This is a genomic window from Actinoplanes sp. M2I2, assembly GCF_023544445.1.
In the GTDB taxonomy this organism is placed as follows: domain Bacteria; phylum Actinomycetota; class Actinomycetes; order Mycobacteriales; family Micromonosporaceae; genus Actinoplanes.
On record NZ_JALPVJ010000013.1, the window covers coordinates 143762 to 170673 of the forward strand.

Sequence of the window (26912 nt, forward strand, 5' to 3'; positions counted from 1 at the left end):
GATGCGGCCCGGTCGACTGCTCGGGCGGGGGAGACCCCTATCGTCGTAGAGCTGTTTGCCGGCGTGGAGCGAGCGAACCGTGGGCTGCGGACAGCCGTGAGGTGACGGACCGGACCGCCGCCGGCGGGTCGGCCGCTGCGCCGTCACTCAAAATGGCCGCGATGTCGGAGCGGGCCCGGGCCAGACGTGCGATGTTCGCCGCGAGCCCGGCGTCGACCTCCCGGAGGGTTTCCAGGGGGAGAGACCCGTCCGTGCCGGCCTCGCCGACCAGGGCGAGGGGAACGCCCAGCTCGACGAGGCGCCGGATGCTCAGAAGCCTGACCAGGTGCCGATTTCCGTACTGCTTGTATCCGTTGTGCCGGCGCTCGGGCTCGTCCAGCAGGCCGAGCCGGTGATAGTGCCTGATGGTGTTCACGGTCGTGCCGGCAAGTTCTGCAAGTTCACGTGTGCTCCAGGGCACGGTCGTCTCCTCGTGCGTGGCTGGATGGAACGGCTTCCCGGGGGCGACGGGCGTTCTCCCGTGCTGCCATCGGGGCTGGGCTCAGGCGCGTGGTTGGACCAGGCCGTTGTCGTACGCGAAGATCACCGCCTGGATACGGTCCCGCGCCCCGATCTTGGCCAGTACGCGTCCGACATGCTTCTTCACGGTCGACTCGGTCAGCCGGAACCGTTCGGCGATCTCGGTGTTGGTGGCCCCCTGGCCGATCGCCTCGAGGACCTCGCGCTCCCGCTCGCTCAGCGTGGCCAACCGGCGATCCTGCTGGAGCGGCGCCGCGTCGTGCAGATAGGCCGTCATCAGTTTGCGGGTCAGGCTGGGCGCCACCACCGATTCTCCGTCGGCGACGGCGCGGATGCCGGCGAGGAGCTCGTCCGGGCGGGCGTCCTTGAGCAGAAAGCCGCTCGCCCCGGCGCGCAGTCCGGCGTAGACGTATTCGTCCAGGTCGAAGGTGGTCAGGATGAGCACGTGGGTGCGGGGTCCGGCCGCGGTGATCCGCCGGGTGGCCTCGATGCCGTCCATGCCGGGCATGCGCACGTCCATCAGCACCACGTCGGGGTGGGTCTGATCGACCATCCGTACGGCCTCGGCGCCGGTGGCGGCCTCGCCCACCACGATCAGGCCGGGAGTGCCGTCGAGCAGCATCTTGAAACCCAGGCGCTGCAACGGCTGGTCGTCGGCGATCAGCACGGTGGTCATGCGGGCTCCTTGAGGACGACGTCGACCAGCCAGCCACTGCCGGCCGGGCCGGCGGTTACCACCCCGCCGTACATGGCGGCGCGCTCCCGCATGCCGAGCAGGCCGTGGCTCGGGGCGGCGGGTTCGCCGCGGCCGTTGTCGCGGACGCGGACGCGTACCTGTCCGTCGGAGGCGGCCAGCGTGACGTCCGCGGCCGCACCCCGGCCCGCGTGTTTGAGGGTGTTGGTGAGCGCTTCCTGCACGATGCGGTAGACCGCGAGCTGCACTCCCCGGCCCAGGGTGTGCAGGTCGCCCGACGTCGAGTAGGTGACCGGCAGGCCGGCCGCGCGCACGCTGGGCAGCAGCCGGTCGAGATCGTCGATACCGGGCTGCGGGCTCAGTTGCGGGTCGGCGTCCTCCTCGCGCAGCACACCGAGCACCCGGCGCAGCTCGGCGAGCGCCTGCCGGCCGGTCTCCCCGATCAGCCGCAGGGGTTCGGCGGTCTGTTCGTCGCGCGAGGTCGCGAGCGCGGTGCCGCCGTCGGCCAGGCCGACGATCACCGACACGTGGTGGCCGACGATGTCGTGCATCTCGCGGGCCACCCGGGCCCGCTCGTCGGCGACGGCGAGGCGGTCCCGCTGGTCCCGCTCGACCTCCAGGCGGGTGGCGCGGTCCTCCAGGGCCATGAGGTACGCCCGGCGCGTGCGCACCGCGACGCCGGACGCGACCGCGGCCACCGACATGCCGAGCGCCAGGAACGACGTGAGCGCGAGGTTCTCCGTCACCGGCCCGAAGAGGTAGATCTGGGCGAACAGCAGCGCGGCGGTGATCCCGGAGGCCCACGCGAGGGAGCGCCACGCTCCCCGGGAGGCGACCCCGAAGAGCATCACGAGCAGGATCACCCCGGCGCCCACCCCGGCGTTCAGGATCCCCTGGACCAGGTCGGTGGCCGCGGTGACCAGGAACATCCGGAACGGGTACCGTCGCCGCCAGTACAGCGGCGGCAGCAGCACCAGGGTCGCGATCGTGGCCGGCACCGGCTTCTCGATCAGGCTCGGGATGCTGAAGATCACGATCGGCACGGCCACCAGGGTGTCCATGACCCACGGCTGTCGCCTGTCGAACGCCCGCAGTCGTGTCTGCCGGTCGACCAGCCATCCCTGCGTGCTCATCACCCGATTCTCCTCTTACGCGTCAGTCTTCTTGAGCCTTACGCGTCGGTCTCTTGAGCCTTACGCGTCGGTCTCTCGAGCCTTACGCGTCGGTCTTCTTGAGGCGATAGGCCGTGGCGGCGAGGCAGACGACGACGTAGCCGGCGAAGACCGCGAGACCGGTCCACGGCGCCAAGGTGTTCTCACCCTGGGTCAGCGCCATCACGGCGCTGCCGGCGTTGCTCGGCAGGTACGGGGTGATGGCCTCGGAGACCGAGTCCGGCAGCAGCGCGGCCAGGCCGGGCACGATCAGCAACGCGCCGGCCAGGATCGCGATGGCGCCGGCGCTGGAACGCACGAGCATGCCGAGCGCGACGCCGAGCACCGCGACCAGGCCCAGATAGAGGCCGGCGCCGAGCAGGGCGCGCAGCACACCGCTGTCGCCGAGGCCGACACTGCCGACCCCGTCGTTGAGCACGGCCGAGCCCAGCGCGAAGGCGGCGAAGGCGCCGGCCGTCATCGTGACCAGGGCGGCCGCCCCGGCCACCAGGCTCTTGGACCACAGCACCGGCAGCCGGCGGGGCACCGCGGCCAGGGTCGCCCGGATCATGCCGGTGGTGTATTCGCCCGCTCCCAGCAGCGCGCCGAGCACGCCGACGGCGAGGGCGGCCAGGGTGCTGCCGGACAGGGCCAGATCGACGGCCGACAGGTTGTCGCCCGTGAAGGAAGCCGAGGCGATCACGCCGAAGGCGATCAGGAGCACGACCGAGATGCCGGTGGTGATCCAGGTGGAGCGCAGGGAGGAGAACTTGGTCCACTCGGCGGCGACGACGCCACCAGGAGTGATCTTCATCGGGTGGCCTCGTATTCGACAGCGTTGTGGGTCAGGTCCATGAACGCCTCTTCGAGCGAGGCGTTCTGCGGGGTGAGCTCGAACAGGGGGATGCCGCGGGTGGCCGCGGCCAGCCCGATCGCCCGGGCGGTGGTGCCGGCGACGAACAGTTCCTCGGCGCCCGTCGACGTGACAGTGACGCCGGGCCCGGCGATCAGGGCCCGCAGATCGTCGGGGGCCGCGGTGACGACCCGGACGCCCTCGGCGGTGACGAAGTCGGCCACGGTGGTGTCGGCCAGCAGCCGGCCCCGGCCGATGATGACCAGGTGGTCGGCGATCAGGGACACCTCGCTCATCAGGTGCGAGGACAGCATCACCGTGCGGCCTTCGGCGGCCAGACCGGTGAGCAGGTTGCGCACCCAGAGGACACCGTCGGGGTCGAGGCCGTTGACCGGCTCGTCGAGCATCACCACGGCCGGGTCGCCGAGCAGCGCGGCGGCGATGCCGAGCCGCTGGCCCATGCCCAGGGAGAAGGCGCCGACCCGCTTGTGAGCGACAGCCGAGAGACCGACCAGGCCGAGCACCTCGTCGACCCGCGAGCGGGAGATGCCGTGCGTGCGGGCCAGCGTGAGAAGGTGGCTGACCGCCGTGCGGCCGGGGTGCATGGCCTTGGCCTCGAGCAGCGCGCCGATCTCGTGCAGAGGGGCCTTCGACGACGCGTACGGCTTGCCGTTGACCAGAACGTCGCCCGAGGTCGGGGCGTCGAGACCGACGATCATCCGCATGGTGGTCGACTTGCCGGCGCCGTTGGGCCCGAGGAATCCGGTGACCTGGCCCGGTTGCGCGGTGAAGGACAGATGGTCGACGACCGTCTTCGCTCCGTACCGCTTGGTCACTTCACGTACCTGAATCATGCTCACCACGCTAGGCCGGCGTGACCCCGGGATCGTGGTACCTCGGTCGACTCTTCCGCGCCGGCCCTGGTACCCAGGTATACCGGATGACTCTCCACATAGGGCGCTGAGGCCGTGGATGCGGTCGGTCAATCGGCCGGAGCCGGTGGGGACGCCGGCCAGGCGGCCATGGCCAGCTCCGCGGTATCGGTGAGTTCCGCCACCGTGGCGCCGTCCCGTGCCCGCTGCGACATGCCGTGCATCACGGCGGTGAAGTACGCGGCCAGCTTGCCCGGGTCGGCTGTCGCCGGTAGCTCGCCGTCGTGCCGGGCGGTGGTCAGGCGCTCCTCGAAGGTGCCGACGCTGGCGTTGCGCAGGTCGCGCATGTAGGTGGCGACATCGGTGTCGGCCGCGGCCGCGCTGCAGAGCAGGTTCCCGGCCGGTGTCTCGGGATCGGTGTACATCGCCGCCGCATCGAGCAGGATGCGGTGGAAGGCGTCGAAGGCCGTGGCCTCCCGCGCCATGGCGGCCCAGACGAACGTCCCGGCGGGGGAGCGGCCGTACGCCTCGACGACCTCGTTGAACAGCGCCCTCTTGTCGCCGAACGCCGCGTAGAGGCTGCCGGGCCGGATGTTCATCTCCCGGGTCAGGTCGTTGATCGAGGTCGCCTCGTACCCGTTCTGCCAGAACAGGCGGGTGGCGGCGGCCAGCGCCGCCGCCCGGTCGAAAGATGGCGGCCGGCCTCGCCGGGCTTCCGGTGTGTCCATGACCCCATTCTAGAGCGATCGCTCAAAGTGAGGCGGACGACTTGTTGACCGATCGCTCAAGAACGAGCTACGTTGCTTGTTGAGCGGTCATTCAACAAAGGAGCGGGACATGTCAGAAGCACTGCGGGACAGAGTGGCCGTCGTCACCGGCGGCAGTCACGGGATCGGCCGGGCGACCGTCGAGCGGTTCGCCCGCGACGGGGCGACCGTCGCCGTCGGCTACGGCCACGACGAGGAGGCGGCCCGCGACACGGTGGAGCGCATCCGCAAGGACGGCGGACGGGCCTTCGCCGTGCGCACCGAGCTGGGCACGCCCGGCGACGCGGCTCGGTTCTGGGCGGCCTTCGACGAGGCGGGCCGGGAGCTCGTGCCCGACGGGAGGATCGACATCCTCGTGCACAACGCCGCCAAGGGCAGTTTCGCCCGCCTGACCGACCTCCCCGAGGACGAGTTCGATCAGGTGATGGCCGTGAACGTGAAGGCGCCGTTCTTCATCACGAAGCTCGCGCTGCCGCGACTGCGCGACGGCGGCCGGATCATCAACGTCTCCAGCACCGCGGCCCGGGTCGGCAGCCCGGATCTGCTGGCCTACGGCGTCAGCAAGGCGGCGCTCAACTGGTTCGGCTATGACATGGCGCTGGATCTGGGCCCGCGCGGGATCACCGTCAACTCGGTGTCACCCGGCATCGTCATGACCCGGAACAGCCAATACCTGGTCGACAACCCGGAACTCGCGGCCCAGCAGGCGGCGCGCGTCGCCCTCGGCCGGCTCGGCGAGACGGACGACGTGGCCAGCATCATCGCCTTCCTCGCCTCCGACGAGGGGCGCTGGGTGACCGGCCAGGTCATCGACGCCTCGGGCGGCACCGCGCTCTGAGCGGGCCCCGGCGGAGGTCAGCCGGTGCTGGTGCCGTCGTCGGCCGGGCGAGCCGGCCGCACCTGCTGGTGCGCGAGGATGCTGGCCCGGCCGATCACGTCGATCTGTGCGGTGTTGTAGAGCGTCACCACGGCCTCGAGGAAGGTCTGCTTGGTGAACTGCTCGCTTGTGGACAGATGCCCGGCCGGATCGCTCAGCCACGGGTAGTCGATGAGGTTCCGGGCGATGACGGGGGCGAGCTTCTCGGCGAGACTTTGCCGGGTGGCCTCGTCCGCGTCCACCGGCAGGGCCTCCATCTCGGCGTTGACGGGCTCGGAGTCGGTTTCCGCCATGCGCCGCAGGTCCTTCATGGCGTCGTCGTCGTACAGGCGGGTGTAGACGTGGATCAGCGAGCGGTCGGCGGCCGACAGGCGGGGCACGACCGACTCGAAGCCGGCCGGGGTGTCGGCCGGCGCGCCGTCGCGCAGAATGGCGGCGATGTCGGATCGGGCGCTGCTCAAGCGTTCGATCTCGGCGGCGAGCTGGGCGTCGACCTGACGCAGGACCTCCGGGGGTACGTCCCCGGCCGGCTGTGCCATGCCGACGTCGGACAGGGGCACGCCGAGCTCCACGAGGCGGCGGATGCGCAGCAGGCAGATCAGATGCGAGACGTCGTACTGTTTGTAGCCGTTGTGCCGGCGGTCCGGCTCCTCGAGCAGACCCAGCCCGTGGTAGTGCCGGATGGTGTTCACCGTGGTGCCGGCGATCGCGGCGAGCTCTCGGGTGCTCCAGGCCATGTCGAGCCCCTTTCTGGATCGGTCAGTTCGCGGGCTCGAGCAGGGCGAGGAGGATGCGCTGCAGCTCGGAACGATCGGCCGGGGTGATCCTGGCCAGTCTGCGGTCGAAGCCGGCCGCGAGCGCCGCGAGGGCCTTGTCGCGCGCCGTCACGCCTTCGGTGGTCAGGACGAGGCGTTGCCGCCGCAGGTCCGCGTCGTCGATCTCGCGCCGCAGGAAGCCCTTGGCCACCAGGTTGCGGACGTAGCCGGTCATGCTCGCCTTGGAGATCACCAGCTTCGCGGCCAGCTCGGCCGGGTACGGCGACGCGGCCACCTCGGCCAGGACGAAGAACTCCTTCGTCTCGAGTCCCAGCTCGGCCAGCTCATCGGTGCAGGCGTCGAGCACCACGGTCAGCAGACGGTGGTTGAGCGTCCACAGCCGTGCGGCGTCCACCACCACGCGGACCCCTTCCAAGGTGGTACGGTTACGTACTAGTTCGGTCTCGAACTATCTCAGGTTCGAAATATCGCAGAAAAGTACTAACCGCAACTTTACGCGAAGGGTTCTCCCGATGCACATCACCATCCCGCGCGGACCGATCGAGCTCGCGGCCGACCTGCACCTGCCCGGCGACCTCGACGAGGCCACGCCGTTGCGGGTCGTCGTGCTCGCCACGCCCGGCAGCAGCGTGAAAGAGCAGATCGGCGCGAACTACGCGTCCCGCCTCGCCTCCCGCGGCATCGCGGCCCTGGTCTTCGACCCCGCCCATCAGGGGCAGAGCGGCGGCGAGCCCCGCGACCTCGAGGACCCGTACCGTCGCGGCGAGGACATCTCGTATGCGATCGACGCGCTCAGCACGATCCCCGGCATCGACCCGCACCGCATCGGCGTCTTCGGCATCTGCGCCGGCGGTGGATACGCCGTCCACACCGCCCGTACCGATCACCGCATCAGGGCGGTCGGGGTGGTCGATCCCGGCAACATCGGCACGGCGTTCCGCGGGTTCCAGCCCGGCGGACCGGCGGCCGCGCTCGACGCCCTGGCCGACGCGCGCCTCCGGGAAGCCGGGACCGGCGTGCTGACGCGGGAGAACTGGCTGCCCGACACCCTCGAGGAGGCCGCCGCGGCCGGTGTCGACGACGTCGACCTTCTCCAGGCGATTACCTACTACCGCACCGGACGCGGCGGCAACGAGCATTCGACCAACCGCCGGCTCTCCCGCGGCGACGCGCTGCTGCTCGGCTTCGACGCGTACCACCTGGTCGACCAGCTCATGACCCAGCCGTTGCAGCTCGTCCTGGCCGAGCACCTCGAGGGCACCGGCTTCGACGAATCGGCCGAGCGGCTCTGGGCCCTGGCGCCGAACCCCGTCGACCGCCTGGTGGTCGCCGGCGCCCGCCACTACGAGATGTACGACGTACCGGAATACGTCGACGCCGCCGTCGACCGCCTCGCCAAGTTCTACGAGAACAACCTCTAGCGAACGGCCCGGCTGTTCAGTCGGTCACCCGGCTGCGGGACTGATACACCAGGTCCTGGTAATCGGGATGCCGGGCGATCCACCCCGCGATGAACGGGCAGACCGCCAGGACTCGCAGGTTCGCGGCGCGCGCCTCGTCGAGGGCTGCGCGGGCCAGTGCCGCTCCCACTCCCTGGCCTTCGTACGCCGGCGAGACCTCGGTGTGGACGAACGCGACCAGCTCCGCCGTACGGATGTATTCCGCGACGCCCGCGACCTCGGATCGTCCCGGTGCCCGGGCCTCGTACCGTTTGGCTCCGGGAACGTCCTTCACTTCCACTGCCATCTGTCCTCCATGCGTATCGGTTATCGGGACGGAAGTCACCGGCGGGGTTCCCACCGGAAGAGCCGCAGAGCGAGCACGATCGCCACGACGACCCAGGCGAGCGTCGGGGCCAGCAACGGCAACGATTCCGCGAAGGGTACGCCGCCGTTCCAGGTGTTCACGATCAGTTCGGTGGCCGAGCCGCCGGGGAGCAACCGCTTGAGCAGGGTGAGGCTTTCCGTACCGGTGATGCCGACCCAGCTGGCCACGGCGATGGTGACCAGGCTGACCGGCAGCGTCGTGACCTGAGCCTGCTCGGGCGAGCCGGTCAGGCCGGCGGTGGCCATGGCCAGGGCGAGCATCATGACGAAGGTGGCCAGGATCGCCACGACCAGGAGCGCGACCTCGGCCGGGCCGCCGCTCACCGCGGCGAAGATCCCGAGCATGACCACGACCTGAACGAGGGCGGTGAAGGCGACCGGCAGGGTCAGGCCCGACAGGATCGCCGGGTCACTGGCCGCGGTGGAGCGCAGCCGCTTGAGGAACAGGTCCTGCCGGCGGGCCGACAGGGTGGTCACCGCCGTGGTGTAGAGGCTGAACGCGCCGACGGTGAAGACGAGGACCGCGGCGATGTAGCCCAGGCTGCCGATCTGAGCGAACGTGTCGCGGCGGAAGATGAAGAAGGCGCTGGCGGCCAGCGGCATGATGAGGTTGGAGATCAGCACGGCGCGATTGCGGAAGATCTGGGCGAATTCGCTGTACGCGATGGGGAGCATGTCGTTGCCTCTACCGTGTCGGGGTGGGAACCGGGTCGGTCTCGATGGCGCGGAAGACGTCGTCCAGCCGGGTCGGTGCGGCGGAGAGCCCGTGCAGACCGACGTCGTGCAGGTCCGCCCAGTCGAGCAGCCGCTTGAGATCCGCTTGCAGCTCGAACGTCTCGATCTGGTACGCCGAGCCGCCAGGCTGGGCCACGCCGAGCGGCGGGGCGGGAGTGCCGGGGGACAGCGAGAACTGGATCGCGGCCGGCAGGGCCCGGGTCAGCTCGGGCACTGTTCCCTGGGTGCGCAGGGTGCCCCGGTGCATGAGCCCGATGCGGTCGGCGTGCTGCTGCGCCTCCTCCAGGTAGTGCGTCGTCAGGATGACGGTGGAGCCGTGGCCGCGCAGTTCCTCCACGGCCTCCCACAGGGCGTCGCGCGACTGGATGTCCAGCCCCGTGGTCGGCTCGTCCAGGAAGACGAGCTCCGGTCGCCCGTAGACGGTGGTGGCGAAGTCGAGTCGTCTCTTCTCGCCGCCGGACAACTGCCCGACCCGGGTCGCGGCCTTGTGGGTGAGGCCGACGACGCCCAGGAGGCGATCGACCGAATCCGACCGGCCGGACAACCGGCCGATCAGCCGGACGGACTCCTCGACGGTGAGGTCGGCGGAGAATCCGCTCTCCTGCAACATGATCCCCATCCGGGGCCGTACCGCCCGCCGGTCGGCCGGGCTCTCACCGAAGACCCGTACGGTGCCCGACGACGCTTTCCGGTGCCCCTCGATGACCTCCAGGGCCGACGTCTTGCCCGCTCCGTTGGTGCCGAGCAACGCGTACAGTTCGCCTTGCTCGACTCGGAGACTCAGGTCCTTGACGGCAATGAAGTCGCCGTACGAGACGCTCAGCCGGTCCACCTCGATGACTGGCCGCGACGATGCGCCGGGTGGTCTCTCCGCTTGTTCCATGTCGGCCCTGCCTTCGTTGAATGGTCGTCTTCGATCCGGTCTGCTCGTCCGGCGGGAACCAGTGCAGACCGTGTTCCCGGAACACAGTCAAGGCGGTAGTCGGCAAGCTCACCGCTGCCGTCGCGCCGCCGCCGGGCCGGATCCGGCCGCGGGCGCTTCACCCGATCCCGGCGGTCACGACGCCGCGGCGGCTGCCGGAGACGGTGAGCACCACGAGGGCCACGAGCAGCAGCGCGATCACGGTGACCGGTGCTGGTCCGAGCGGCGCCAGCAGCACCAGAGCGGCGGTGATCGGGTACGTGGACAGCCAGGCCCCGGTCTGTGCCGGCCGCACGTGCAGCAGCCAGACGGCGAGCAGGAAGACCACGACCGGCACGGCGATCGCGTACCCGGCGACCACGCCGGAGACCTCCGCATGGTGGGTCTCGTAGTCCACGACGACCCCGAGCCCCGCGCCGACGGCGGCCGCCGCGGCGAAGATCAGGTAATGCCCGTACCCCCAGACGAGCGTGACGCGTGGCGTGCTCGTCAGGCGGCGGGCGGGCCGGTCGAAGTACAGCCACCACAGCGCGAAGACCAGGACCAGACCGGACGCGGCCACCGCGGCCAGTTCGACAAGGTGCTCACCCTCCGCCAGCCCGGTCTTGACGGCGATCGTCGTCGCCGCGACCGCCTCGCCCAGCATGATGATGGTGAACAGCCCGTATCGCTCGGCGACGTGGTGCGGGTGATAGGTCGTCGGTCCGCCCGGCGCGTATTCGGCGAGCGCCGGGACGAGCAGTTCGGCGAGCGCGAGCACCACGAACAGGGGCACCGACCAGGACCCCGGCACGGTCAGCCAGCCCAGCCAGAGCACCTGCACGACGACGACGCCGAACGCGTACCGGACAGCCACACTGCGGTGATCCGGGTCGCTGCGGGCGGCCCGCACCCACTGGGCCACCAACGCCAGCCGCATGATGACGAAGCCGATGACGGCCGCGGTGAAGTTGCCGTCCTCGAAGGCCGCCTCGACACCGGCGGCGAGCACCAGGACGCCGGCGATCTGCACCAGCGTGGTGATCCGGTAGACGTCGTCGTCGGTGTCATAAGCGGACGCGAACCACGTGAAGTTCATCCACGCCCACCAGATCGCGAAGAACACGATCAGGTAGGTGCCGACGCCGTGCGCCACGTGATCCTCGGCGATCGCGTGGTGCAAAGGCAACGCGGCTTGCGCCACCGCCACGACAAAACAGAGGTCGAAGAAGAGCTCCAGCGGGGTAGCCGTCCGATGCGGCTCCGTGGCCGAACGCGCCCGCATCGGGGTGTGCCATCTACGCTGTGACTGCCCGCTCATGTCAGATTCCGCCCGCTCGAGGTTTTCGGGGTCCTGGTCACCGGACCGGCATCCGGTACGGCGCCGGTCAGGGACCGGCGCCTCGTCCGGACGTCAGCCGATCGACGTGGCGGCCTCGAGGATGATGCGGGCCACCGCGGCCGGCTCCGAGGCGGGGACCGCATGCGACGCACCGGGCACTTCGACGCTGGACCGGGCGCCCGCGCGCTCGGCCATGAAGCGGTGCGCTTCCAGTGGGATGTTGTAGTCCAGCTCCGGATACAGGAACCAGGAGGGCAGCGTCTTCCAGGCCGGTTCGCCGGAGCTGTCGTTCAGCGCCGTGTCGTTCAGCGGGCGCTGCGCGGCCGCGTCGACCGCGGCTCGCCCGGCCGGGACGTCGGCGGCGAACTGCTGGTGGAACTTGTCCTGCTGGATGTACAGATCGACCGTTCCGTCGGGCAGGGGCACCTCGCTGAGGGTCTTGCCCAGAGTGCTGCCGGCGAACTTGCCGGACAGCTCGAAGATGCTCTCGCCGGCCTCCGGGGCGAAGGCGGCGACGAACACCAGCGCCTTGACGTGGTCGTGATCGACGGCGGCGTTGGAGATGACCGCCCCACCGTAGGAGTGGCCGACGAGCACGACGGGCCCGTCGATCGTGGTCAGGATGCTGGAGACGACGGCGGCATCCCCGGCCAGGCTGCGCAGCGGGTTGGGCGCGGCGACGACCGGGTAGCCGTCGGCGTGCAGCCGCTCGATCACGCCGCTCCAGCTGGCCGACTCGGCGAAGGCGCCGTGGACCAGGACGATGGTGGGTTTCATGGCAGTTCCTCTCATCGATGGTGAACAAGCCGGCGGCCGGGCGGATCCCGTCCCCGGCCCTCTCGAGCCACTGCGTCAAGCCTCTGGGCCGCGCACGTGGTGGCTACGGTCATGAGTAGTCCCGCTGGTCGAGCACTTCGACGACGCGCGCGCTGATCTTCCCGAGCGCGGCGATGTCGGCATCCCCCAGGCTGTCGAGAAGGACGTCCCGGATCTCCTTGCGCTGCCCGCGAAGCACCCGTACGACGAGCAGCCGGCCTTGCGGGGTCAGAGTGGCCTCGTAGGCACGCCGTCCCACCGGTACGCGGCCCCGGGTGACCAGGCCCTGGCGTTCCAGAACGGCGATCGTGTGACTGACGCGGCTGAGCGAGAAGCACAGCATGCCGGCGATCGTCTTCAAGCCGAGCGTCTGATTCTCGGCGGCGTTCAGAAGGACCAGCACCTTGAAATGCCCATGGGCGATGTCGCCGTCACGCTGGGATTGCCGTTCCAGCGCGACCTCGAGGAGGTGGGTGGCCAGCACCAGGTCATGCCACACGGCGTCCCGGTCGAGGTCGTCGTCACGTCGCTTCGTCACGATGCCCATACTTGCGCCGGCGCACCGGCCTGTCGACCTGCCGGGCCTACACCATGGCGTTGCCGTTGGCAGTGGTCTCGGTCGCGACGAGGTCCTGGACGACGTCCCAGTGTTCGACGATGCGTCCGTTCTCCAACCGGTAGATGTCGACGATGACGACGGGGCCTGCCGCCCAGCCATGGACGATGCTGTGGGTGAAGACCAGATCGCCCTGTGCGGCCACCCGTTGCGGCTCCCACGAGAAGCCTTCCAGTCCCGGGACGACCGTGCGCAGCACGTCCAGCCCGTTGGGCATCTGCGGGCTGTGCTGAACGTACGGTTCGGCCCAGTACCGATCGATTGCCGTCAGGTCCTTGTCGGTGAACAGCTCCCGCATCGCGGTGAGCACGATCGCGGTGTTCCGCTCGGCCTGGGTGTCCTGCGGAGCCGGCTGCTGAGTCATGATCAGACTTCCTTGATGGTTCCGACGAAGTTGTGGAGCTTGCCGGCGACGGTCACGTTGGAATAGACCGTCCCGTTCTCGAAGTCCTCCAGGTGGGTCACTGTCGCCCCGCTCGCCTCGGTCCACGAGTTGAGATAGACGCCCGTACGGATTTCCCGCAGGTTCAGCGCCACCGTCTCGGTGTGACCGTCGGGGGCCAGGCCGGCGCCCTGAACGACGACGAAGCTGCCCTGGGTCGCGGAGTCGAAGGTGAACCGCACCTGCAGATCGCCGAGATCGAAGCGGTAGCTCCGGCCTGTCAACTGTGTAGTCATTGCACATCCTTCGGAATCGACGACCGCCTGCACGCCTGAGTTGAACTCTCAACTCAGCGGTCGGGTTGAAGTTTCAACTCAGATGGCTTCCGGCGCAAGACCCTGGGAGCCAAGTCACTCGTTCGCCGTTCGGTTTCGTCATATGCCACACCGTGTTGTCGGAACAGGGTCAAGCAAGGGCGAGGTGATCTCGGTGACGTCGCGGCCGTGCCCGAACTCGCCCGTTCTGCATGGCGTCGCTTCGGCGACAACCGGGGCGACCGGTGGTGCGTACCGTCAGGCCTGTTGGGTTTTGATCTGCGCCGGTCGCCCGGCGGCATCGGCGATCGATCGATCCGCGGCGCATCCGGGTTGCCGGCACCTCACGGGGGAAAGGTGTGCCAAGCATGAAACGAACGACAACGACCCTGCTGGTGCTGTTCACGATGGGGATCGTGGTCTCGGCGAGCCCGGCCGGCGCCCAGGCGGGCACGACGACCGGCCGAGGGGAGTCCGTATCGGAAGGCTCCCTGCGGTCTCTGGCCTCGTCTTTCCGGATCAGGAACAACTGGTCCAAGCTGTACCTGCAGAATTCCGGCAGCATCAGCAACGGCGTCGACGTCTCGCAGCATCCGCGCAACACCAACGGCTACCAGGAATTCCAAGAGGTCGTGGACGGCCAGTACCGCACCTTCATGCACGTCAGGTCGGGCTTGAACCTGGGTATCAACCGCGGCAACACACTGCCCGGCGCGAAGGCCATCCTGGCCAACGGCAGCGGCGCCTTCAACCAGGACTGGCTCGTCGTCCCCAGGTCGGGCTCCATCGTCGAGCTGAGAAACCGTGGCAGCGGACTCTGCTTGGGAATCTATGACGCGAGCACCGCGGCCGGCGCGGTCGCCGGTCAGTTCGCCTGCACCGGAGGGTTGAACCAGGGCTGGCAGAAGATCTACGTGGTGTGAGCCGTCGCGGGATCCCCATGAGCCCACCGACGCGCTAAGGTGTTGTCGTGCCCCGGATGGGCCGACACGATGGAGGCAGCACCTACAGCAGCCGTTGAGCCACGGCGCGCTCCTCGCGTCGCTTGCCGGTCGAGCCTATCCAGTTCTCACGTCACCTCACGTCACCCGCCGTCGATGGCTCGACGCTGGTGAATCGTGCGGTGTGCCGTTGAGGCGTGCGCTACGCCGGCTCCTCGCTCATCCGTTTTTCCGGCTGTCCGTTGCTGCTTCCGTCGTCATCACCGACGATGCGAAGGACCCTATGAACACCGACCAGATCAGTGCCACCGCTGCGCGTCAGGATGCGGTGGGGGACGACCCTGCCGGCGTACGGCGTGACCACCCCGTCGGCGAGCCCGACATCACCTCCTACCCGGCCGACACGCGTTTTCCCGGCCCGCGACCGGCCGTGCTGGTGTTGCCGGGTGGGGGATACCGATTCCACACCGAGCACGAGGGCGAAGGCTATGCCCGGTGGCTGAGCGGTGCCGGGCTGCACGCGTTCGTCCTGCGGTACCCGCTGATGACCGACCACCGTTTCCCCGCGCCGCTGGAGTCCGGCCGCGCCGCCCTGGAATGGATTCGCGGCGGCGAGCACGGGCTGAACGTCGGCGAGCACGTCGGCGTCATCGGCTCGAGTGCCGGCGGGCACCTCGCCGGGCTGCTGGCCACCGGTACCGTGCTGTCGACGGAACGGCTGGTCGGGCCGCCGCCGCGGCCGGATTTCGCGATTCTCGCGTACCCGGCGGCGGATCTGCGCCTCCTGCCGGAAGAGCCGGTGCGATGGATTCTCGACGGACGGATGGAGCTGCGCGAGGAACTGTCACCGGCGTGCGCCATCGACGCCGACACTTGTCCGACCTTCCTGTGGGCCACCGCCGAGGACCCGCCCGGATTCCCGAACGCCCTGGCGTACGCGAAAGCGCTTTTCGATGCCGGCATCCCCGTGGAGCTGCACGTCTATCCGCGGGGATGGCACGGCCTCGGCCTGGCCAACGGAGTTGCCTACGGCGAGCACGGTGCCATTCATATTCCCCACACGGCCCGTTGGGCTCAGGCCTGCGAGGCGTGGCTCGGCGCGGAAGGGTTCCTGCCGGCCGGCTGACCGCGCCTGCTGCCCGCCGAGGCCTCAGTCCTGGCTTCGAACGGTCGATAGGACGACGAGCCGCCCTACGCGGTGCGAGTCGGACGGTCCGGAGGATTGCGGATGAGCAGGCTTAGGCCGGCGGACGCCATCGTCGTGCCGGAGGTCGACGACCGGCCCCTCGACGTGGCGACGATCGTGCAGCACCGACTGGTGACGCCGGTGTTCCAGCCGATCGTCGATCTGGCCACCGGGGCGGTTGTGGCGGTCGAGGCGCTCGCCCGCGGGCCGGCCGGCTCCGCCCTCGAACGGCCCGATCAGCTCTTCGCCGCAGCGTCGCGGGACGGGCTGCTCGGGTCGTTGGATCTGCTCTGCGTCGAGCGCGCCATCGAGTGTGCTCTGGAGGCGGTGATCGCGCCGCCCATGCTGTTCGTCAACGCCGAGCCGGCCGCGCTGAACCGGCCGATCTCCGCGCGGCTGCTCGAGCTGCTGCTGAGCGATCTGCCGTTCCGGATCGTCACCGAGTACACCGAGCGGGCGCTGTCCAGCTTTCCCGCCGCTCTGCTGCGTATCGCCGGTCAGTCTCATCGGATCGGTAACGGGATCGCGCTGGACGACGTCGGAGCCGATCCGATGTCGCTGGCCTTCCTGCCGTTCATCGAGCCCGACGTGATCAAGCTCGACATGCACCTGGTGCGTCACCCCTCCGCGCCGTCCACCGCCCAGGTGTGCGCGGTGGTCGCCGCCACCGCGCGGTGCACCGGTGCGGTGGTGCTCGCCGAGGGCATCGAGACGAGCGCGGACGTCGAGGTCGCCCGGACACTCGGCGCGACGTGGGGACAGGGATGGCATTTCGGCCGGCCGGTCGAGGCGGCCGATCTCCGGTTGCCGGCCGGTGGTCCGGTGCCGGCGATACGCGAGGCCCGCCCGGGACTGCACCAGCCGGTCGGGAGCCCCTTCGACGTGGCCGTCGCCGGTGCGGCCGGCCCGGCGCCGGACACGGCGATCGTGCCCGCCCTGGAGCGGATGAGCGCCGCGGTCACCGGCGAGCAGCATGCCGTCGTGCTGGGTTCGTACTGCGACCCCGGCGAGGTGGCCCAGTGGCTTCCGTACATCGAGCGGGTCACCCGCCAGGCGATTTACACGAGCGTGCTGCGGCCGGACGCGTCGCCCGAGCCGTTTCCCGGTGAGAGCAGCCTGGTCGTCATGGCACCGGGCCATGCCGCCGCTCTGTGCCGGCGTCCGAGGACCGGCCTGGTCGTCACCGAGTCCCGGAACACGGTCGCCGCCATCGGACGCGTGCTGCTCCAGCGGCTGGCACCCTAGGCCGCGTCACATGGCCGGCGCGGGGACCAGCCGGGTGCCGGCGCGACGGCCGGCCCGATCGCCGGCCGGGAGCAGATGGCGTAGCTCGGTGGCGCGTACGGCGGCTTGCGCGGCCGTGCCCCGCAGGACGCGGGCAGCGTGCTCGGCCGAGCCCGCGTCGCGCCAGGCCGCCTGCTCGGCCTGGGCGGACAGTTCGTAGCGCCGGCGCCGGTAGGCCGCGGTGGCCCGGTCGACGACCAGTTGCTGCTCGACCGCGTGCAGCCGGGCGTCCCAGCCCTGGCGGCCGGCGAGGGCGTCGGCCATCGCGGCGGCGGGCAGGTCGCCGCGTTCGACCGCGGCCGCCACCGTCCGGTGCAGGAAACGCTCCCGGGCCGCGTACTCCTCGCACGTCGGCGCGGACCACGGGCTACGGAACGCGGCTGCGGCCAGGCTGTGGCGCACCCGCGCGTCGGCGTCGATCCACGCCTGCCAGTCCTCGGTCTGCTGCTGGTCGGCCTGCTCCCACCGCCGGCGCCACTGGTCGGCGGCGGCGGTCGCCCGGTCGGCGGCGACCTGAACCTCCGTCGCGAACCGCACGGCGTCGATCGCCTCCTGCGAGGTGGGGCGGGCCGGCCCGCGCCGCAGGGTGCTGAACCGCGCGGCCCCGGCGGCCTCGTCCGAGGAAGCGCGCGGCGTGGTGCGGCGCAGGGCGGCGAACAGCTCCCGGAGGGCGCGCCCGGGCTCTCGCAGGATCTCGGGGCTGCCCAGCAGCAACACCGCCGGCACGGTCAGGGCCAGCAACGTCCCCCAGATGATCAGGGGGGTGGGCTCGGTCAGCAGCATTCTCGCAACCACGTTCATGACAGCAATCCATCCGCGTCGTCGATCGCCGTCGCAGAGGTGCGCCCGGCGTGCTGAGACCTCCGCGTCGTCTGGTGCGCGGACGGTCAGGCGACGGCCGGGGGCGGGGCGCGGGAACTGCGGACAACCGCGAGGAACTGGTCGGACAGGGCAACGGAGCGGTCGGCGGCGCCGGGCTCGGCAGGTGCGGGAGAGGCGGTCGGACGATCCGGCTCGACGTCGGCTGGCGCGGTAGCGGACGACGCTACGGCGTGCTGCGCGGCAGTGGCCGCGCAGCTGCGGACGGATCCGGCGACACCGGGAACGGCCAGGCCCTGAGTCGCGCCGAACAGCGCCAGGACCATGACCAGGAGAACAGGCAACGCCCGCAGCACACTGCGCCGGGTACCGATTGCCATGCCCGAAATGTACCAGTCAGTCGATCATTGACCGAGTCGCCACACCGTCGCCGTTGCGCGCTGGAGCAGCAGATCCGGCACTCTTGGGTACAGCGGGCCGCACCCAAGAGTGCCGTTCGTCGGCTATTGGAACGAGGCGTCGTCGATGACGAGGTTGTCGGTTCCCGCGGCGGTCTCGACGTAGAGGAGCGCCCGGGACAGCGTCCCGCTCCACGAGGGGGTGGCGGTGCCGGAGAGCAGCGTCCAGCCGTTCGCGTTCACCGTCGTGGCCGGGGTGAGCTGGAGGTAGCTGGTGGTGCCACCGGCGGTCAGGGCCAGGGTGGCCTTGGCGGCTGGGGTGCCGCCCTGGGTGCGCACCCACACGCTGGTGGTGTAGCTCCGGCCATTGGTGAGCCGGGTGGTCACGTCCTGGGCCGGGCCGTTCCACGATCCGGTACGACCGGCGATCGTGAGGGCCCGGGTGCCGCTGCGCACGGTGGCGGTGCCCGCGGTGAGCGTGCCGCTGCCGTTCACCTGCCAGCCGGTGGCGCCGTCCTCCATCCCCGCGTTGGTGAGCAGATTCCCGCCGGTGCCGGTTCCGCCGAACTGCCACCAGTTCACGTTGAGCAGGAAGCCGCCGCCGCCGGTGAACCTCAGATACAGGTCCTGGGTGCCGGACAGGCCGGTCATCGTGCAGGAGACCGAGGTCCAGGCCTGCCAGCCGCCGGTGCCCGGCACGGTGCAGGTCCCGGCCAGGGCGCCGGTGGGGCTGCCGGTGCGTACCTCGATGCGCCCGCCGCTGGTGGCCGAGGCGACCCGGGCGGTGAACGAGGTCGCGCCACCGCCGAAGGCGACGCCCTTCACCTTGACGTAGTCGCCGTTCTCGATGTTGGCCACGTTCAGACCGCCCTCGGACGACGGCTCGGTCTCGACTCCGGAACTCCAGGCGATGGTCTCGGCTTCCTGCCGGGCGTACGGGTTGAGCGTGCCGTTCTGCGGGGCGCCGGCAGTGGTCATCGTCATTGTCGGGATGGTGCCGTCGGCGTTGTAGGTGAACTTCTCCACGGCCACCGAGCGGGTGTAGCCGCTGCCTCCGGGCAGCGCGCCGTTGTGGTAGAAGAAGTACGACCCGCCGTTGAAGTCGATGATTCCGGCGTGGTTGGTGAAGCTGCTGCCCTGGGTGGGCATGACGGTGCCGCGGTAGGTCCAGGGGCCGGTCGGGCCCGGCGCCGTGGAGTAGCCGATGAACTCGGAGCAGCATTTCGCGGCGAAGACGTTGTAGTACAAGCCGTTCCGCTTGTAGACCCAGGGCCCTTCCTCGTACAGCGTCGGACGGCTCGTGTTGCCGGTGCGCGTGCCGAAACCCGCGGTGGTGAGCGGGATCTGCGTCACGCCGCCGCTGTAGCTGATCATGTCGCTGTTCAGCCGGACGTACCACAGGTTGGGGTTGCCCCAGTAGAGATAGGCCTGGCCGTCGTCGTCGATGAAGACGGTCGGGTCGATCTCGCCGTTCTCGGCCAGGGGGCGCCCGATGGCGTCGGTGAAGGGGCCGGTCGGGCTGGTCGAGACGCCCACGCCGATCGCCATCCGCCCGGTCGTCCGGTTCTTGACCGGTACGTACCAGTAGAACTTGCCGTTGCGGTTGACGACCTGGCCGGCCCAGGCGTCCGCGCTGGCCCAGCTGAACGTGGCGACACTCATCGGGGAACCGTGGTCGGTCCAGTTCACCAGGTCGGCCGAGGAGTACACCCGCCATTCCTTCATCGTGAAGTACGTCGAATTGTCCTCGTCGTGGCCGGTGTACAGATACACCCGGCCGTTGTGGACCAGCGGCGCCGGGTCGGCGGTGTAGATCGTCTGCACGATCGGGTTGTCGGCCCGGGCCGGTTGGGCGAAGGCTGTCAGTGTGATCGCGCACAGCATCGCGGCGACCGCGGCGAGGGTTTGCCGGAGCCGGGCGGTCATCGACGGGTCCACTGCTGGTTGGCCGCGCCGGTGCAGGTCCACAGCAGAGTCAGGGTGCCGTTGGCGGTCTGGTTGTTGTTGACGTCGAGGCACAGGCCGGTCTGGTTGTTGCGGAGAGTGCCGTTGGACTGCAGGGTCCACTGCTGGTTGCTGCCGCCGTTGCAGTCCCACAGCTGCACCTTCGTCCCGGCCGTGGCGCCGGTCGGCGAGTCGAGGCACTTGCCCAGCGCCTGCAGGGTCTGGCCGGAGGTGGCCCATCTCTGGTTGGCGGCGTTGTTGCAGTCCCAGATGACCGGCTGGGTGCCGTTGGTGGTGTTGCTGTTGGGCACGTCCAGGCAGCGTCCGGACGAGGTGCTGACCAGGGCGGCCGAGGCCGGCGTCTGCGGGTCGCCGGTGGTGCCGCCGCTGACCCGATAGACGACCGTGCCATGGGCCGGCACGCTCGCGCTGATCGCCCCGCCGGTCGTGGTCGTGCCGCCGGTCCAGGCATCGACCAGCGAGTACGACGACGCGCCGGTCTTGCCGATCGCCGCGGCCGTGGTCGAGATCGTACGGGTCGCGTTGCTCTGGTTGAACAAAGCCACCGCGACGTCACCGTTGGCCAGGCGCTTGGCCAGCACCCGCTGGTTGGCGTCCCCCGCGATCTGGGCTCCCTGCCGGCCGAGCGTGTCCTGGTTGATGGCGATGAGCCGGGGATTCTTCAGAATGGTCTGGGTGGCCGCGGACATGTTGCGCAGGTCGTTTCCGGCGATCAGCGGAGCGGCCATGACTGCCCACATGGCGAAGTGTGACCGCTGCTCGGTGTCGGTCAGCGTGCCCCGGCCGACCTCCATCATGTCCGGGTCGGTGAAACCACCCGGCTTCGCGTACCCGGCCAGCGGCACGTTGACGTCGATGATGTTCTGTACGCCCATCGGGTAACCGTTGACCTGGTCGGTCTTCCAGACCAGCTGGATGTCCTCGGTGGTGCGCCAGATGTTGGCCACATCGCCCCAGTCACGCTGGGGACCGGTCTTCGAGTGGATGCTGTTCGAGTTGATGCTGTAGAGGATCGGCCGGCCGGTGGCGGCCAGGGCGTCGCGCATCTTGGCGAACGTGGCGACCTGCTCGTTGATGGTGCCGGCGGGGGAGCACCAGTCGTACTTGAGGTAGTCGACGCCCCAGGCCGCGAACTGCCGGGCGTCCTGGGTCTCGTGGCCCTGGCTGCCGGTCGCACCCGGGTAAGTGCCGAAATACTGCGCGCAGGTCTTGTCCAGCGGGGCCTGGTAGATGCCGAACTTGAGGCCCTTGCTGTGGATGTAGTCGCCGAGCGCCCGCATCCCGCTGGGGAAGCGGGTGGGGTCGGCCTGCAGGTTGCCGCTCGAGTCACGGTTCGGGTTCATCCAGCAGTCGTCGACCACCACGTACTGATAACCGGCGTCACGCATGCCGGTGCTGACGATGCTGTCGGCCATTCCCCGGATCAGCGACTCGTTGATGTCGCAGAAGAACGTGTTCCAGCTGTTCCACCCCATCGGTGGGGTGCGGCCCACCCCGTTGTCCAGGGCCTGCGCCGGCGTGGCGGTGGCGGCGAACGCGGTGCCCGACAGCAGCAGCAGGCCCGCCGCGAGCATGGTCTTCAGGCGTCTCATGGCTTATCGACCGGTCCAAACTTGGTTGGCGCCGGCGGTGCAGGTCCACAGCTGGACCAGACTGCCGGCGGCGGTGGCGTTGGCACTGACGTCCAGGCACAGGCCGGACGCGACGTTGCTGACGGTTCCGTTCGCGTTGCGGTTCCAGCGCTGGTTGGCCGCCCCGGAGCAGTCCCAGAGCTGCGCCTTGGTGCCGGCGCCGGCGTTGGTCGGTGAGTCGAGGCACTTGCCCAGGGCCTGCAGGGTCTGGCCGGAGGCGGTCCATCTCTGGTTGGCGGCGCCGGTGCAGTCCCAGATGACCGGCTGGGTGCCGTTGGCGCTGTTGCTGCCCGGCACGTCCAGGCAACGCCCGGAGCCGGCGCCGACCAGCGCCCCGGCGGCGGGGGTGCCGGGGGTGCCGGTGGTGTCGCCGATGACGCCGGGCACCGAGCGCAGCGCGGCGTACCAGGTCGCGGCCATCTTGTCGTAGCCGCCGGCGGTGGGATGGACGCCGTCGATCAGATCCGCGGTCGTCAGGGCGGCGTGCATGTCGACCAGGTGGACCCGCTTGCCGCTGTTCACCTTGCTCTGCACGATGCCCGGAAGCGCGGCGTTGAAGGTGCGGGCGGACGCCGCCTGACCGGCCGAGGCGAGCGGGATGATCGTGGCCACGAACACGTCCGCGGCGGGAGCGGTCGCGGTGATGCGGTCGATCAGGGCGGAGAGCCGGCTCGGCGCGGACGCGACGTTGTAGTTCTGCAGGATGTCATTGGTGCCGATGTGCAGCAGCACCGTGCGGGGGTTGGCGGTGCCGAGCCAGCGGGAGATGTTGGCGTCGATCTGGTCGATCCGCCATCCCGGGTGACCCTGGTGGTCGTGGTCGCCGAGGGCCGCCGGACCGTTGACCTGCGTGCCGACGAAGTCGACCCGGTAGCCGGCGCCGGACAGCCGCTGCCAGAGCCCGATGCGATAACCACCGGGAACCTGCGTTCCCTCGGTGATCGAGTCCCCCAGTGGCATCACCCGGACCCCTCCGTTCGATTCGGCCGCGGCGGCCGCGGCGGCCGCGGTGGGGGCGGCCGCACCGGTCAGCGAGAGTCCCAGGGCGAGGGCGGCGGCCAGAAACCAGCCTTTTCGCTTGTGCATAGGTGCTCCTCCCGGCGGCCGGCGGTTCGTCGCGGCGCGCCAGCCCATGCCGGCCGCAACGGCCGTCCCGGGCGGTAAGTGAACGTTAACAGCATGTTGTCGCCAGATTGCCAGAATGTCTTCACGTATTCAAGAGGGCGAATGTCGGTCGCTTCAGGGGTGTCATCGGCGGACGGCCGGAAAGGGTGCGAAAATGGTGCGGCTGAAAGTGTTACGCCGGTAGGTCTACTGAAGTCGCATGCTGACTGGGACGGACTCGCCTCTGAAGAGAGTGTTTCTGAGGGGTGTGGGACGGCGTGTCCGCGGTGATCTTCCAGGCTGCGAGACGGTGTCCGGGTGGGTCGTCAACGCGTGTATCCATCGGATCTGACCAATCAGCAGTGGGAGACCATCGAGCCGATGCTCCCGTTGATCAAAGAGCCCGGGGCGGATCCCGAAGCATCGTTCCGCGACATCGTGGACGCGATTTTGTACCTCGACCGGTCCGGGTGTTCCTGGCGGCAGCTACCAGTGGACTTCCCGCCCTGGCAAACCGTCTACGGCTGGTTCCAGCGGTGGAAAGCTCGCGGTGTCGCCGAACGGATCCTTGAGGAACAGCGATTCATCGTCACCGACACCCTTGGCTTGCTGGTCAGCGTCACCGTCCTGCCGCGTCGTGGCAGGACCGCGACGGCGCCAAGACGGCGCTGCCGAGCGTCTATCTGTTCACGGTGATCCGGTGTGTGTTCGCCGATCAGGGCTTCGCCGGCCGGCTGCTCGACTGGGCCGCCACCCGCGGCAAGCCCGCCACTCGACAGCAACGCCCCACCCTCCAACAAGCCCGAGCAACCACCCTCTAAAACACTCAGTGAGTAGACGTTTCATTAGCCTTTATGGCGTTACGGCTGAGTGGAAGGCAGTGGTGGAGTAGCTTCAGCTTGGCATCCAGTCGAATTACGCATTGTCAACCGCTTCGTATTTGCGATGATCTGCGCCTTTAGTAACTCGATCGTGTTTGATTGATTTTCTGCCCGGAATCGACGGACTCAGCGTCCTCAGGACAGCCTGACATCACCATATGCCAGGAGAATGAGCGACCGCCGCGCGTACCCGTCCGACCTGTCCGACGCCTGCTGGGCCTTGATCGCACCCCGGCTGACCGCCTGGCGCCAGGCCCGCACCGATGCCCGCACCAGCATCGGTGTCAAGGGCCGCACCCCCACCCACGACCTGCGCGAGATCTTCAACGCGATTCTGTACGTCAACCGCACCGATATCGCCTGGCGTTACCTGCCCCACGACTCCCTCCACATGCGACGGTCTATGGCTATTTCGCTTTATGGAGCAAAGAAGGGATCTTCACCGAACTCAACTATCGGCTCACCGGACTCGTCCGCGACCACCACGGCCGAACCGTCGAACCGACCGCGGCGATCATGGACACACAAAGCGTGAAGACATCCACCAACGTGCCCACCGAGACCCAAGGCATCGATGCCGGCAAGAAGATCGTCGGCCGCAAACGCGGCATCATCACCGACAGCATGATCACCATCGCCATGATCGACAACCTCGCCCGCCGACTCACCGACGAAATCGCCCTAAGCTGGCAGGACCCCCAAACCACATAACACCACAAAATACGTTAGTCAGACGTCCTCTCAGAAAGCCAGGTATCGCGTGACACTCGTCACGGGGCGTCCGAGATCCGAACTCGATGCAGCCATCGTCCTAACGACTATGAGACACGGACCAGCGCCCGGCGCCAGCCTCGTCGGACTCGAACTGAGGCGCTCATGTGCACTCGGGGCCGCGATGGTGGCGCTCGTCGGGATCGTCGCCCTCTACGTCAACCCAGGCCAGTGGTCGACCGGATGGATGTCGCTGGCCCTGACCGCGCGCAGCTACACCGTGTTGCTGTGGCCGCTGGCCCTCGCGGTGGGCGCGGAGCAAGGCCGCCGAGAGCACCGCACCAACGTGACCGAGCTGTTCGCCACGACCCCCCGCTCACGCGCACGCCGTATGCTTCCACTGCTCATTGCCATCGCCGCGACGACTTCGCTGGCGTACGTGCTGATCCTCGTCGCCGGCGCGGTCTCTCTTCTCTCGCCCTCGCGCTACTTCCCGACCGACTTCCTCGTCATCTCCGCCGTCGGCGCGCTGTCGCTCGTAGCCGCCGCCTGGCTCGGCCTCGGCATAGGGCGGCTGGTGCCCACACCGGCCACCGCTCCCCTGCTCGCAGTCGCGGGTGCCGTGTTCGTCACCTACACCGCGATCGTCGACCCGCTGTGGCTCGGCGCGGTGCTCTCACCGATGTACGGCACCATGCAGAACTATCTGTACCAGACCATCGACGCCCGGGTGAGCGCCGCGTTCTGTATCTGGATGGCCGCCCTCGCGCTCACCGGCGCCGTGCTCCTCGTCGCCGATACCCGATGGCTGCGCGCCGCGGCACCGTTGCCGGCCCTCATCGGCATCTGCCTCGCGGTCGCGATCGTCCCCCGGGACCGGGCCGCGCTGGAGGCGCCGATCGACCCGTCGGCCGCTGCACTGGTCTGCACCGACGACGCCCCGACCATCTGCGTCAGCCGCGTCCACGCCGGCGTCCTCGGCGAGCTGACACCACTGGCCCGTCAAGGCCTGGCCGTACTCAACCGGCTGCCGGGCACACCGGCCGAAGTACACGAGGACATCAAGCCGTACGGCGCTTGGCGGACGCCGGCGCCTGCGGAGACCCAGGTCGTCCTGCTCGAGGTCACCGTGGACGAACACGGTGAGCTGGCCTACCCCGACTCGGTCGTACCCATGGTCGTCGGCTCGCTCGGGGTCACCCTCCAGGGTCTCTGCGACCACCGGCACCTCGGGGTCGAACGCGCCGCCGCCTATTACCTGCTCGGCCGCGAGCCCGTTTCGGCCGTCGGTGTCATCCCGGGCGTCACCGGGGAGAGCCCTGGGGCCAACCGCAGCGCCGTCGCGCTGTGGCAGGAACTGCAAACGCTGCCCGAGGAGCAGGCCCTGGCTCGGATCGCTGCGGTCCGTCAGGCCAAGGCTGACTGCCGGGACGGCTCCGAACTGCTGTTCCGCAGTTCCCGATGACCCGGGCGGACCTAAGCTCGCGGTGTGCGCCTTACCCGCGAGTAGGCTGCAGCATTGTCGCGTCCGCCAAATTCTTGGACTTGCGGGCGTCGGTTCAGTGGGTTGCCGGTTGGGCGAGTTGGCGGTAAACCGACAGACCTCATCACCGGCATCACCCGCCCCGGCCCGACCGAAACGTTCCAGGAGGTGGTCTACGACGAGTTGTTCGCCGTCAACACCAAGAGCGCTCCTTCACCCTGTCCAGGATGCTGCCGATGCTGCGGGACTGTGGGTCTGTCATCTTCACCGTCCGGGTGGGCACGGCCCGCGGCGTGGTGGGCGGCGCGGCGACGGCGGCGAGCCGGGCGCGCTGCTGGCCATGGTGCCTCCGTTGGCCCTGGAACTCGCGCCGCGCTGCATCCGGGTCAACGCCGTCAGCCCGGGAGCGGTCCACACGCCGATCTGGACCAAGCTCGGCATCGCGCCGCAGGAGTTGGAAGCCACGCCGGCCACTTACGGCGCTGACATTCCGCTGGGACGCGTGGGCAACGCGTGGGCAACGCGCGGGAGATCGCGGAAGTGGTGGCCATCCTCGCCTCGGACGCGGCCGGATACATCACCGGGGAGAACATCACCGTCGTCGGCGGATCCCCGCCTGCGGCCCTCACCTCCACTCGTCGCACTCCCGTCAACGGCCCCGATCCGTTCGGGCACCAAGGAGGGTCGCGAGGCACCGGCAGGGGTCCGGCGCGAGCTCCGGTGCGGGAGACAGCGGGTTTACGGTGCTGCATCGTCGCGCCGGCGCCCACAACGTGTTTGGCCGACGTGGATACCGCCGAGCCGGCGCTCAAACTGAAGTTCCAGCTCGCGATACTGCCTAGCTGTACTGACCACTGAGTTTGGTGACGCGCAAGGCGGGTGGTGGCCCGCCGAGGGTGGTGTGGTGACGGTGATGGTTGTAGACGTGCAGCCAACTTGGGCCGGGCCCGTCGGTGGGCGGCCTCTTGACGAACGTCCAACTGGCCCGGAGGTCGAGCGAGTCAGATCGGCACGCGGCGTATTCCGGCCTTCACGTACTCCCGACCCTGAGAAGCCGGTTTTGTGGCT

The 26912-nt window shown here is 69.4% G+C and carries 29 protein-coding genes and 2 pseudogenes; 10 read left to right on the forward strand and 21 right to left on the reverse strand.

Annotated elements, in window-relative coordinates:
• Window positions 1–37: 37 nt before the first annotated feature.
• The 6 genes from HJC40_RS26740 to HJC40_RS26765 form a co-directional block, all read right to left on the reverse strand.
• Window positions 38–460 (reverse strand): MerR family transcriptional regulator, encoded by a 423-nt coding sequence (locus tag HJC40_RS26740; protein WP_308200951.1) that lies wholly within the window; start codon window positions 458–460, stop codon window positions 38–40.
• 81 nt (window positions 461–541) lie between these two features.
• Window positions 542–1195: a response regulator transcription factor gene (locus tag HJC40_RS26745; RefSeq protein WP_250004841.1), complete on the reverse strand. Its 654-nt coding sequence runs from the start codon at window positions 1193–1195 to the stop codon at window positions 542–544.
• Complete coding sequence (locus HJC40_RS26750) at window positions 1192–2346, reverse strand: sensor histidine kinase (protein WP_250004843.1); 1155 nt, start codon at window positions 2344–2346, stop codon at window positions 1192–1194. Before HJC40_RS26750 ends, HJC40_RS26745 begins: the two co-directional genes overlap by 4 nt.
• 82 nt (window positions 2347–2428) lie before the next feature.
• Complete coding sequence (locus HJC40_RS26755) at window positions 2429–3178, reverse strand: ABC transporter permease (RefSeq protein ID WP_250004846.1); 750 nt, start codon at window positions 3176–3178, stop codon at window positions 2429–2431.
• Window positions 3175–4071, reverse strand: a complete 897-nt coding sequence (locus HJC40_RS26760) for an ABC transporter ATP-binding protein (protein WP_250004847.1) — start codon at window positions 4069–4071, stop codon at window positions 3175–3177. The genes HJC40_RS26755 and HJC40_RS26760 overlap by 4 nt, the downstream gene beginning before the upstream one ends.
• 128 nt (window positions 4072–4199) lie before the next feature.
• Complete coding sequence (locus tag HJC40_RS26765; RefSeq protein WP_250004849.1) at window positions 4200–4817, reverse strand: TetR/AcrR family transcriptional regulator; 618 nt, start codon at window positions 4815–4817, stop codon at window positions 4200–4202.
• A 109-nt stretch (window positions 4818–4926) separates the two neighbouring features.
• Between HJC40_RS26765 and HJC40_RS26770 the strand changes: the two genes are divergently transcribed.
• Window positions 4927–5694 (forward strand): SDR family NAD(P)-dependent oxidoreductase, encoded by a 768-nt coding sequence (locus HJC40_RS26770; RefSeq protein WP_250004851.1) that lies wholly within the window; start codon window positions 4927–4929, stop codon window positions 5692–5694.
• 17 nt (window positions 5695–5711) lie between these two features.
• On the opposite strand, the gene HJC40_RS26775 is transcribed toward HJC40_RS26770, so the two are convergent.
• Complete coding sequence (locus tag HJC40_RS26775) at window positions 5712–6470, reverse strand: MerR family transcriptional regulator (protein WP_250004854.1); 759 nt, start codon at window positions 6468–6470, stop codon at window positions 5712–5714.
• Window positions 6471–6492: 22 nt separating this feature from the next.
• Entirely contained in the window at window positions 6493–6924 is a 432-nt protein-coding gene (locus HJC40_RS26780) for a MarR family winged helix-turn-helix transcriptional regulator (protein WP_250004856.1), read from the reverse strand.
• Window positions 6925–7021: 97 nt separating this feature from the next.
• Here HJC40_RS26780 and HJC40_RS26785 point away from each other — a divergent pair, with 97 nt between their 5' ends.
• Complete coding sequence (locus HJC40_RS26785) at window positions 7022–7930, forward strand: alpha/beta hydrolase (protein ID WP_250004858.1); 909 nt, start codon at window positions 7022–7024, stop codon at window positions 7928–7930.
• A 16-nt stretch (window positions 7931–7946) separates the two neighbouring features.
• Here HJC40_RS26785 and HJC40_RS26790 read toward each other — a convergent pair whose 3' ends face one another.
• From HJC40_RS26790 to HJC40_RS26825, 8 genes are all read right to left on the reverse strand, one after another.
• The gene (locus HJC40_RS26790) at window positions 7947–8255 is read right to left on the reverse strand and encodes a GNAT family N-acetyltransferase (RefSeq protein ID WP_250004860.1); all 309 of its coding nucleotides are present in this window, start codon (window positions 8253–8255) and stop codon (window positions 7947–7949) included.
• Between the two features lie 35 nt (window positions 8256–8290).
• The gene (locus tag HJC40_RS26795; RefSeq protein WP_250004863.1) at window positions 8291–9010 is read right to left on the reverse strand and encodes an ABC transporter permease; all 720 of its coding nucleotides are present in this window, start codon (window positions 9008–9010) and stop codon (window positions 8291–8293) included.
• A 10-nt stretch (window positions 9011–9020) separates the two neighbouring features.
• Window positions 9021–9953 (reverse strand): ABC transporter ATP-binding protein, encoded by a 933-nt coding sequence (locus HJC40_RS26800; RefSeq protein WP_250004865.1) that lies wholly within the window; start codon window positions 9951–9953, stop codon window positions 9021–9023.
• 157 nt (window positions 9954–10110) lie between these two features.
• Window positions 10111–11256, reverse strand: a complete 1146-nt coding sequence (locus tag HJC40_RS26805; protein ID WP_250004867.1) for a low temperature requirement protein A — start codon at window positions 11254–11256, stop codon at window positions 10111–10113.
• Between the two features lie 129 nt (window positions 11257–11385).
• Complete coding sequence (locus tag HJC40_RS26810) at window positions 11386–12090, reverse strand: alpha/beta fold hydrolase (protein ID WP_250004869.1); 705 nt, start codon at window positions 12088–12090, stop codon at window positions 11386–11388.
• A gap of 109 nt (window positions 12091–12199) precedes the next feature.
• Window positions 12200–12667: a MarR family winged helix-turn-helix transcriptional regulator gene (locus HJC40_RS26815; RefSeq protein WP_250004871.1), complete on the reverse strand. Its 468-nt coding sequence runs from the start codon at window positions 12665–12667 to the stop codon at window positions 12200–12202.
• A 46-nt stretch (window positions 12668–12713) separates the two neighbouring features.
• Window positions 12714–13109 (reverse strand): nuclear transport factor 2 family protein, encoded by a 396-nt coding sequence (locus HJC40_RS26820; protein WP_250004874.1) that lies wholly within the window; start codon window positions 13107–13109, stop codon window positions 12714–12716.
• Between the two features lie 2 nt (window positions 13110–13111).
• Window positions 13112–13423 (reverse strand): hypothetical protein, encoded by a 312-nt coding sequence (locus HJC40_RS26825; protein WP_250004877.1) that lies wholly within the window; start codon window positions 13421–13423, stop codon window positions 13112–13114.
• A gap of 386 nt (window positions 13424–13809) precedes the next feature.
• On the opposite strand from HJC40_RS26825, the gene HJC40_RS26830 reads away from it, so the two are divergent.
• From HJC40_RS26830 to HJC40_RS26840, 3 genes are all read left to right on the forward strand, one after another.
• A complete protein-coding gene (locus HJC40_RS26830; protein ID WP_250004880.1) occupies window positions 13810–14364 on the forward strand; it encodes an RICIN domain-containing protein in 555 nt (184 codons plus the stop codon).
• A 301-nt stretch (window positions 14365–14665) separates the two neighbouring features.
• The gene (locus tag HJC40_RS26835) at window positions 14666–15508 is read left to right on the forward strand and encodes an alpha/beta hydrolase (RefSeq protein ID WP_250004882.1); all 843 of its coding nucleotides are present in this window, start codon (window positions 14666–14668) and stop codon (window positions 15506–15508) included.
• A gap of 102 nt (window positions 15509–15610) precedes the next feature.
• Complete coding sequence (locus tag HJC40_RS26840; RefSeq protein WP_250004884.1) at window positions 15611–16813, forward strand: EAL domain-containing protein; 1203 nt, start codon at window positions 15611–15613, stop codon at window positions 16811–16813.
• A 6-nt stretch (window positions 16814–16819) separates the two neighbouring features.
• On the opposite strand, the gene HJC40_RS26845 is transcribed toward HJC40_RS26840, so the two are convergent.
• From HJC40_RS26845 to HJC40_RS26865, 5 genes are all read right to left on the reverse strand, one after another.
• Window positions 16820–17653 (reverse strand): hypothetical protein, encoded by an 834-nt coding sequence (locus HJC40_RS26845; protein ID WP_250004887.1) that lies wholly within the window; start codon window positions 17651–17653, stop codon window positions 16820–16822.
• A gap of 86 nt (window positions 17654–17739) precedes the next feature.
• Window positions 17740–18051: a hypothetical protein gene (locus HJC40_RS26850; RefSeq protein ID WP_250004890.1), complete on the reverse strand. Its 312-nt coding sequence runs from the start codon at window positions 18049–18051 to the stop codon at window positions 17740–17742.
• 123 nt (window positions 18052–18174) lie between these two features.
• Window positions 18175–19995: a family 43 glycosylhydrolase gene (locus tag HJC40_RS26855; RefSeq protein WP_250004893.1), complete on the reverse strand. Its 1821-nt coding sequence runs from the start codon at window positions 19993–19995 to the stop codon at window positions 18175–18177.
• On the reverse strand, window positions 19992–21626 hold the full coding sequence (locus tag HJC40_RS26860) for a ricin-type beta-trefoil lectin domain protein (protein ID WP_374272811.1): 1635 nt from the start codon (window positions 21624–21626) through the stop codon (window positions 19992–19994). The genes HJC40_RS26855 and HJC40_RS26860 overlap by 4 nt, the downstream gene beginning before the upstream one ends.
• A 3-nt stretch (window positions 21627–21629) precedes the next feature.
• Window positions 21630–22751 carry a ricin-type beta-trefoil lectin domain protein gene (locus HJC40_RS26865; RefSeq protein ID WP_250004896.1) on the reverse strand — a complete coding sequence of 374 codons (1122 nt, stop codon included), beginning with the start codon at window positions 22749–22751 and terminating at the stop codon, window positions 21630–21632.
• 336 nt (window positions 22752–23087) lie between these two features.
• Here HJC40_RS26865 and HJC40_RS26870 point away from each other — a divergent pair, with 336 nt between their 5' ends.
• The 5 genes and pseudogenes from HJC40_RS26870 (at window position 23088) to HJC40_RS46680 (ending at window position 26702) form a co-directional block, all read left to right on the forward strand.
• On the forward strand, window positions 23088–23465 hold the full coding sequence (locus HJC40_RS26870; protein WP_250004900.1) for a transposase: 378 nt from the start codon (window positions 23088–23090) through the stop codon (window positions 23463–23465).
• Window positions 23466–23819: 354 nt separating this feature from the next.
• Window positions 23820–24346 (forward strand): annotated as a pseudogene (locus HJC40_RS26875) (transposase); the annotation flags it as partial.
• A gap of 199 nt (window positions 24347–24545) precedes the next feature.
• Window positions 24546–25826, forward strand: a complete 1281-nt coding sequence (locus tag HJC40_RS26880) for a hypothetical protein (protein WP_250004903.1) — start codon at window positions 24546–24548, stop codon at window positions 25824–25826.
• Window positions 25827–26184: 358 nt separating this feature from the next.
• A pseudogene (locus HJC40_RS46675) lies at window positions 26185–26328 on the forward strand (SDR family oxidoreductase); the annotation flags it as partial.
• Between the two features lie 29 nt (window positions 26329–26357).
• Window positions 26358–26702, forward strand: a complete 345-nt coding sequence (locus tag HJC40_RS46680; RefSeq protein WP_374272814.1) for a hypothetical protein — start codon at window positions 26358–26360, stop codon at window positions 26700–26702.
• The last annotated feature ends 210 nt before the right edge of the window (window positions 26703–26912 follow it).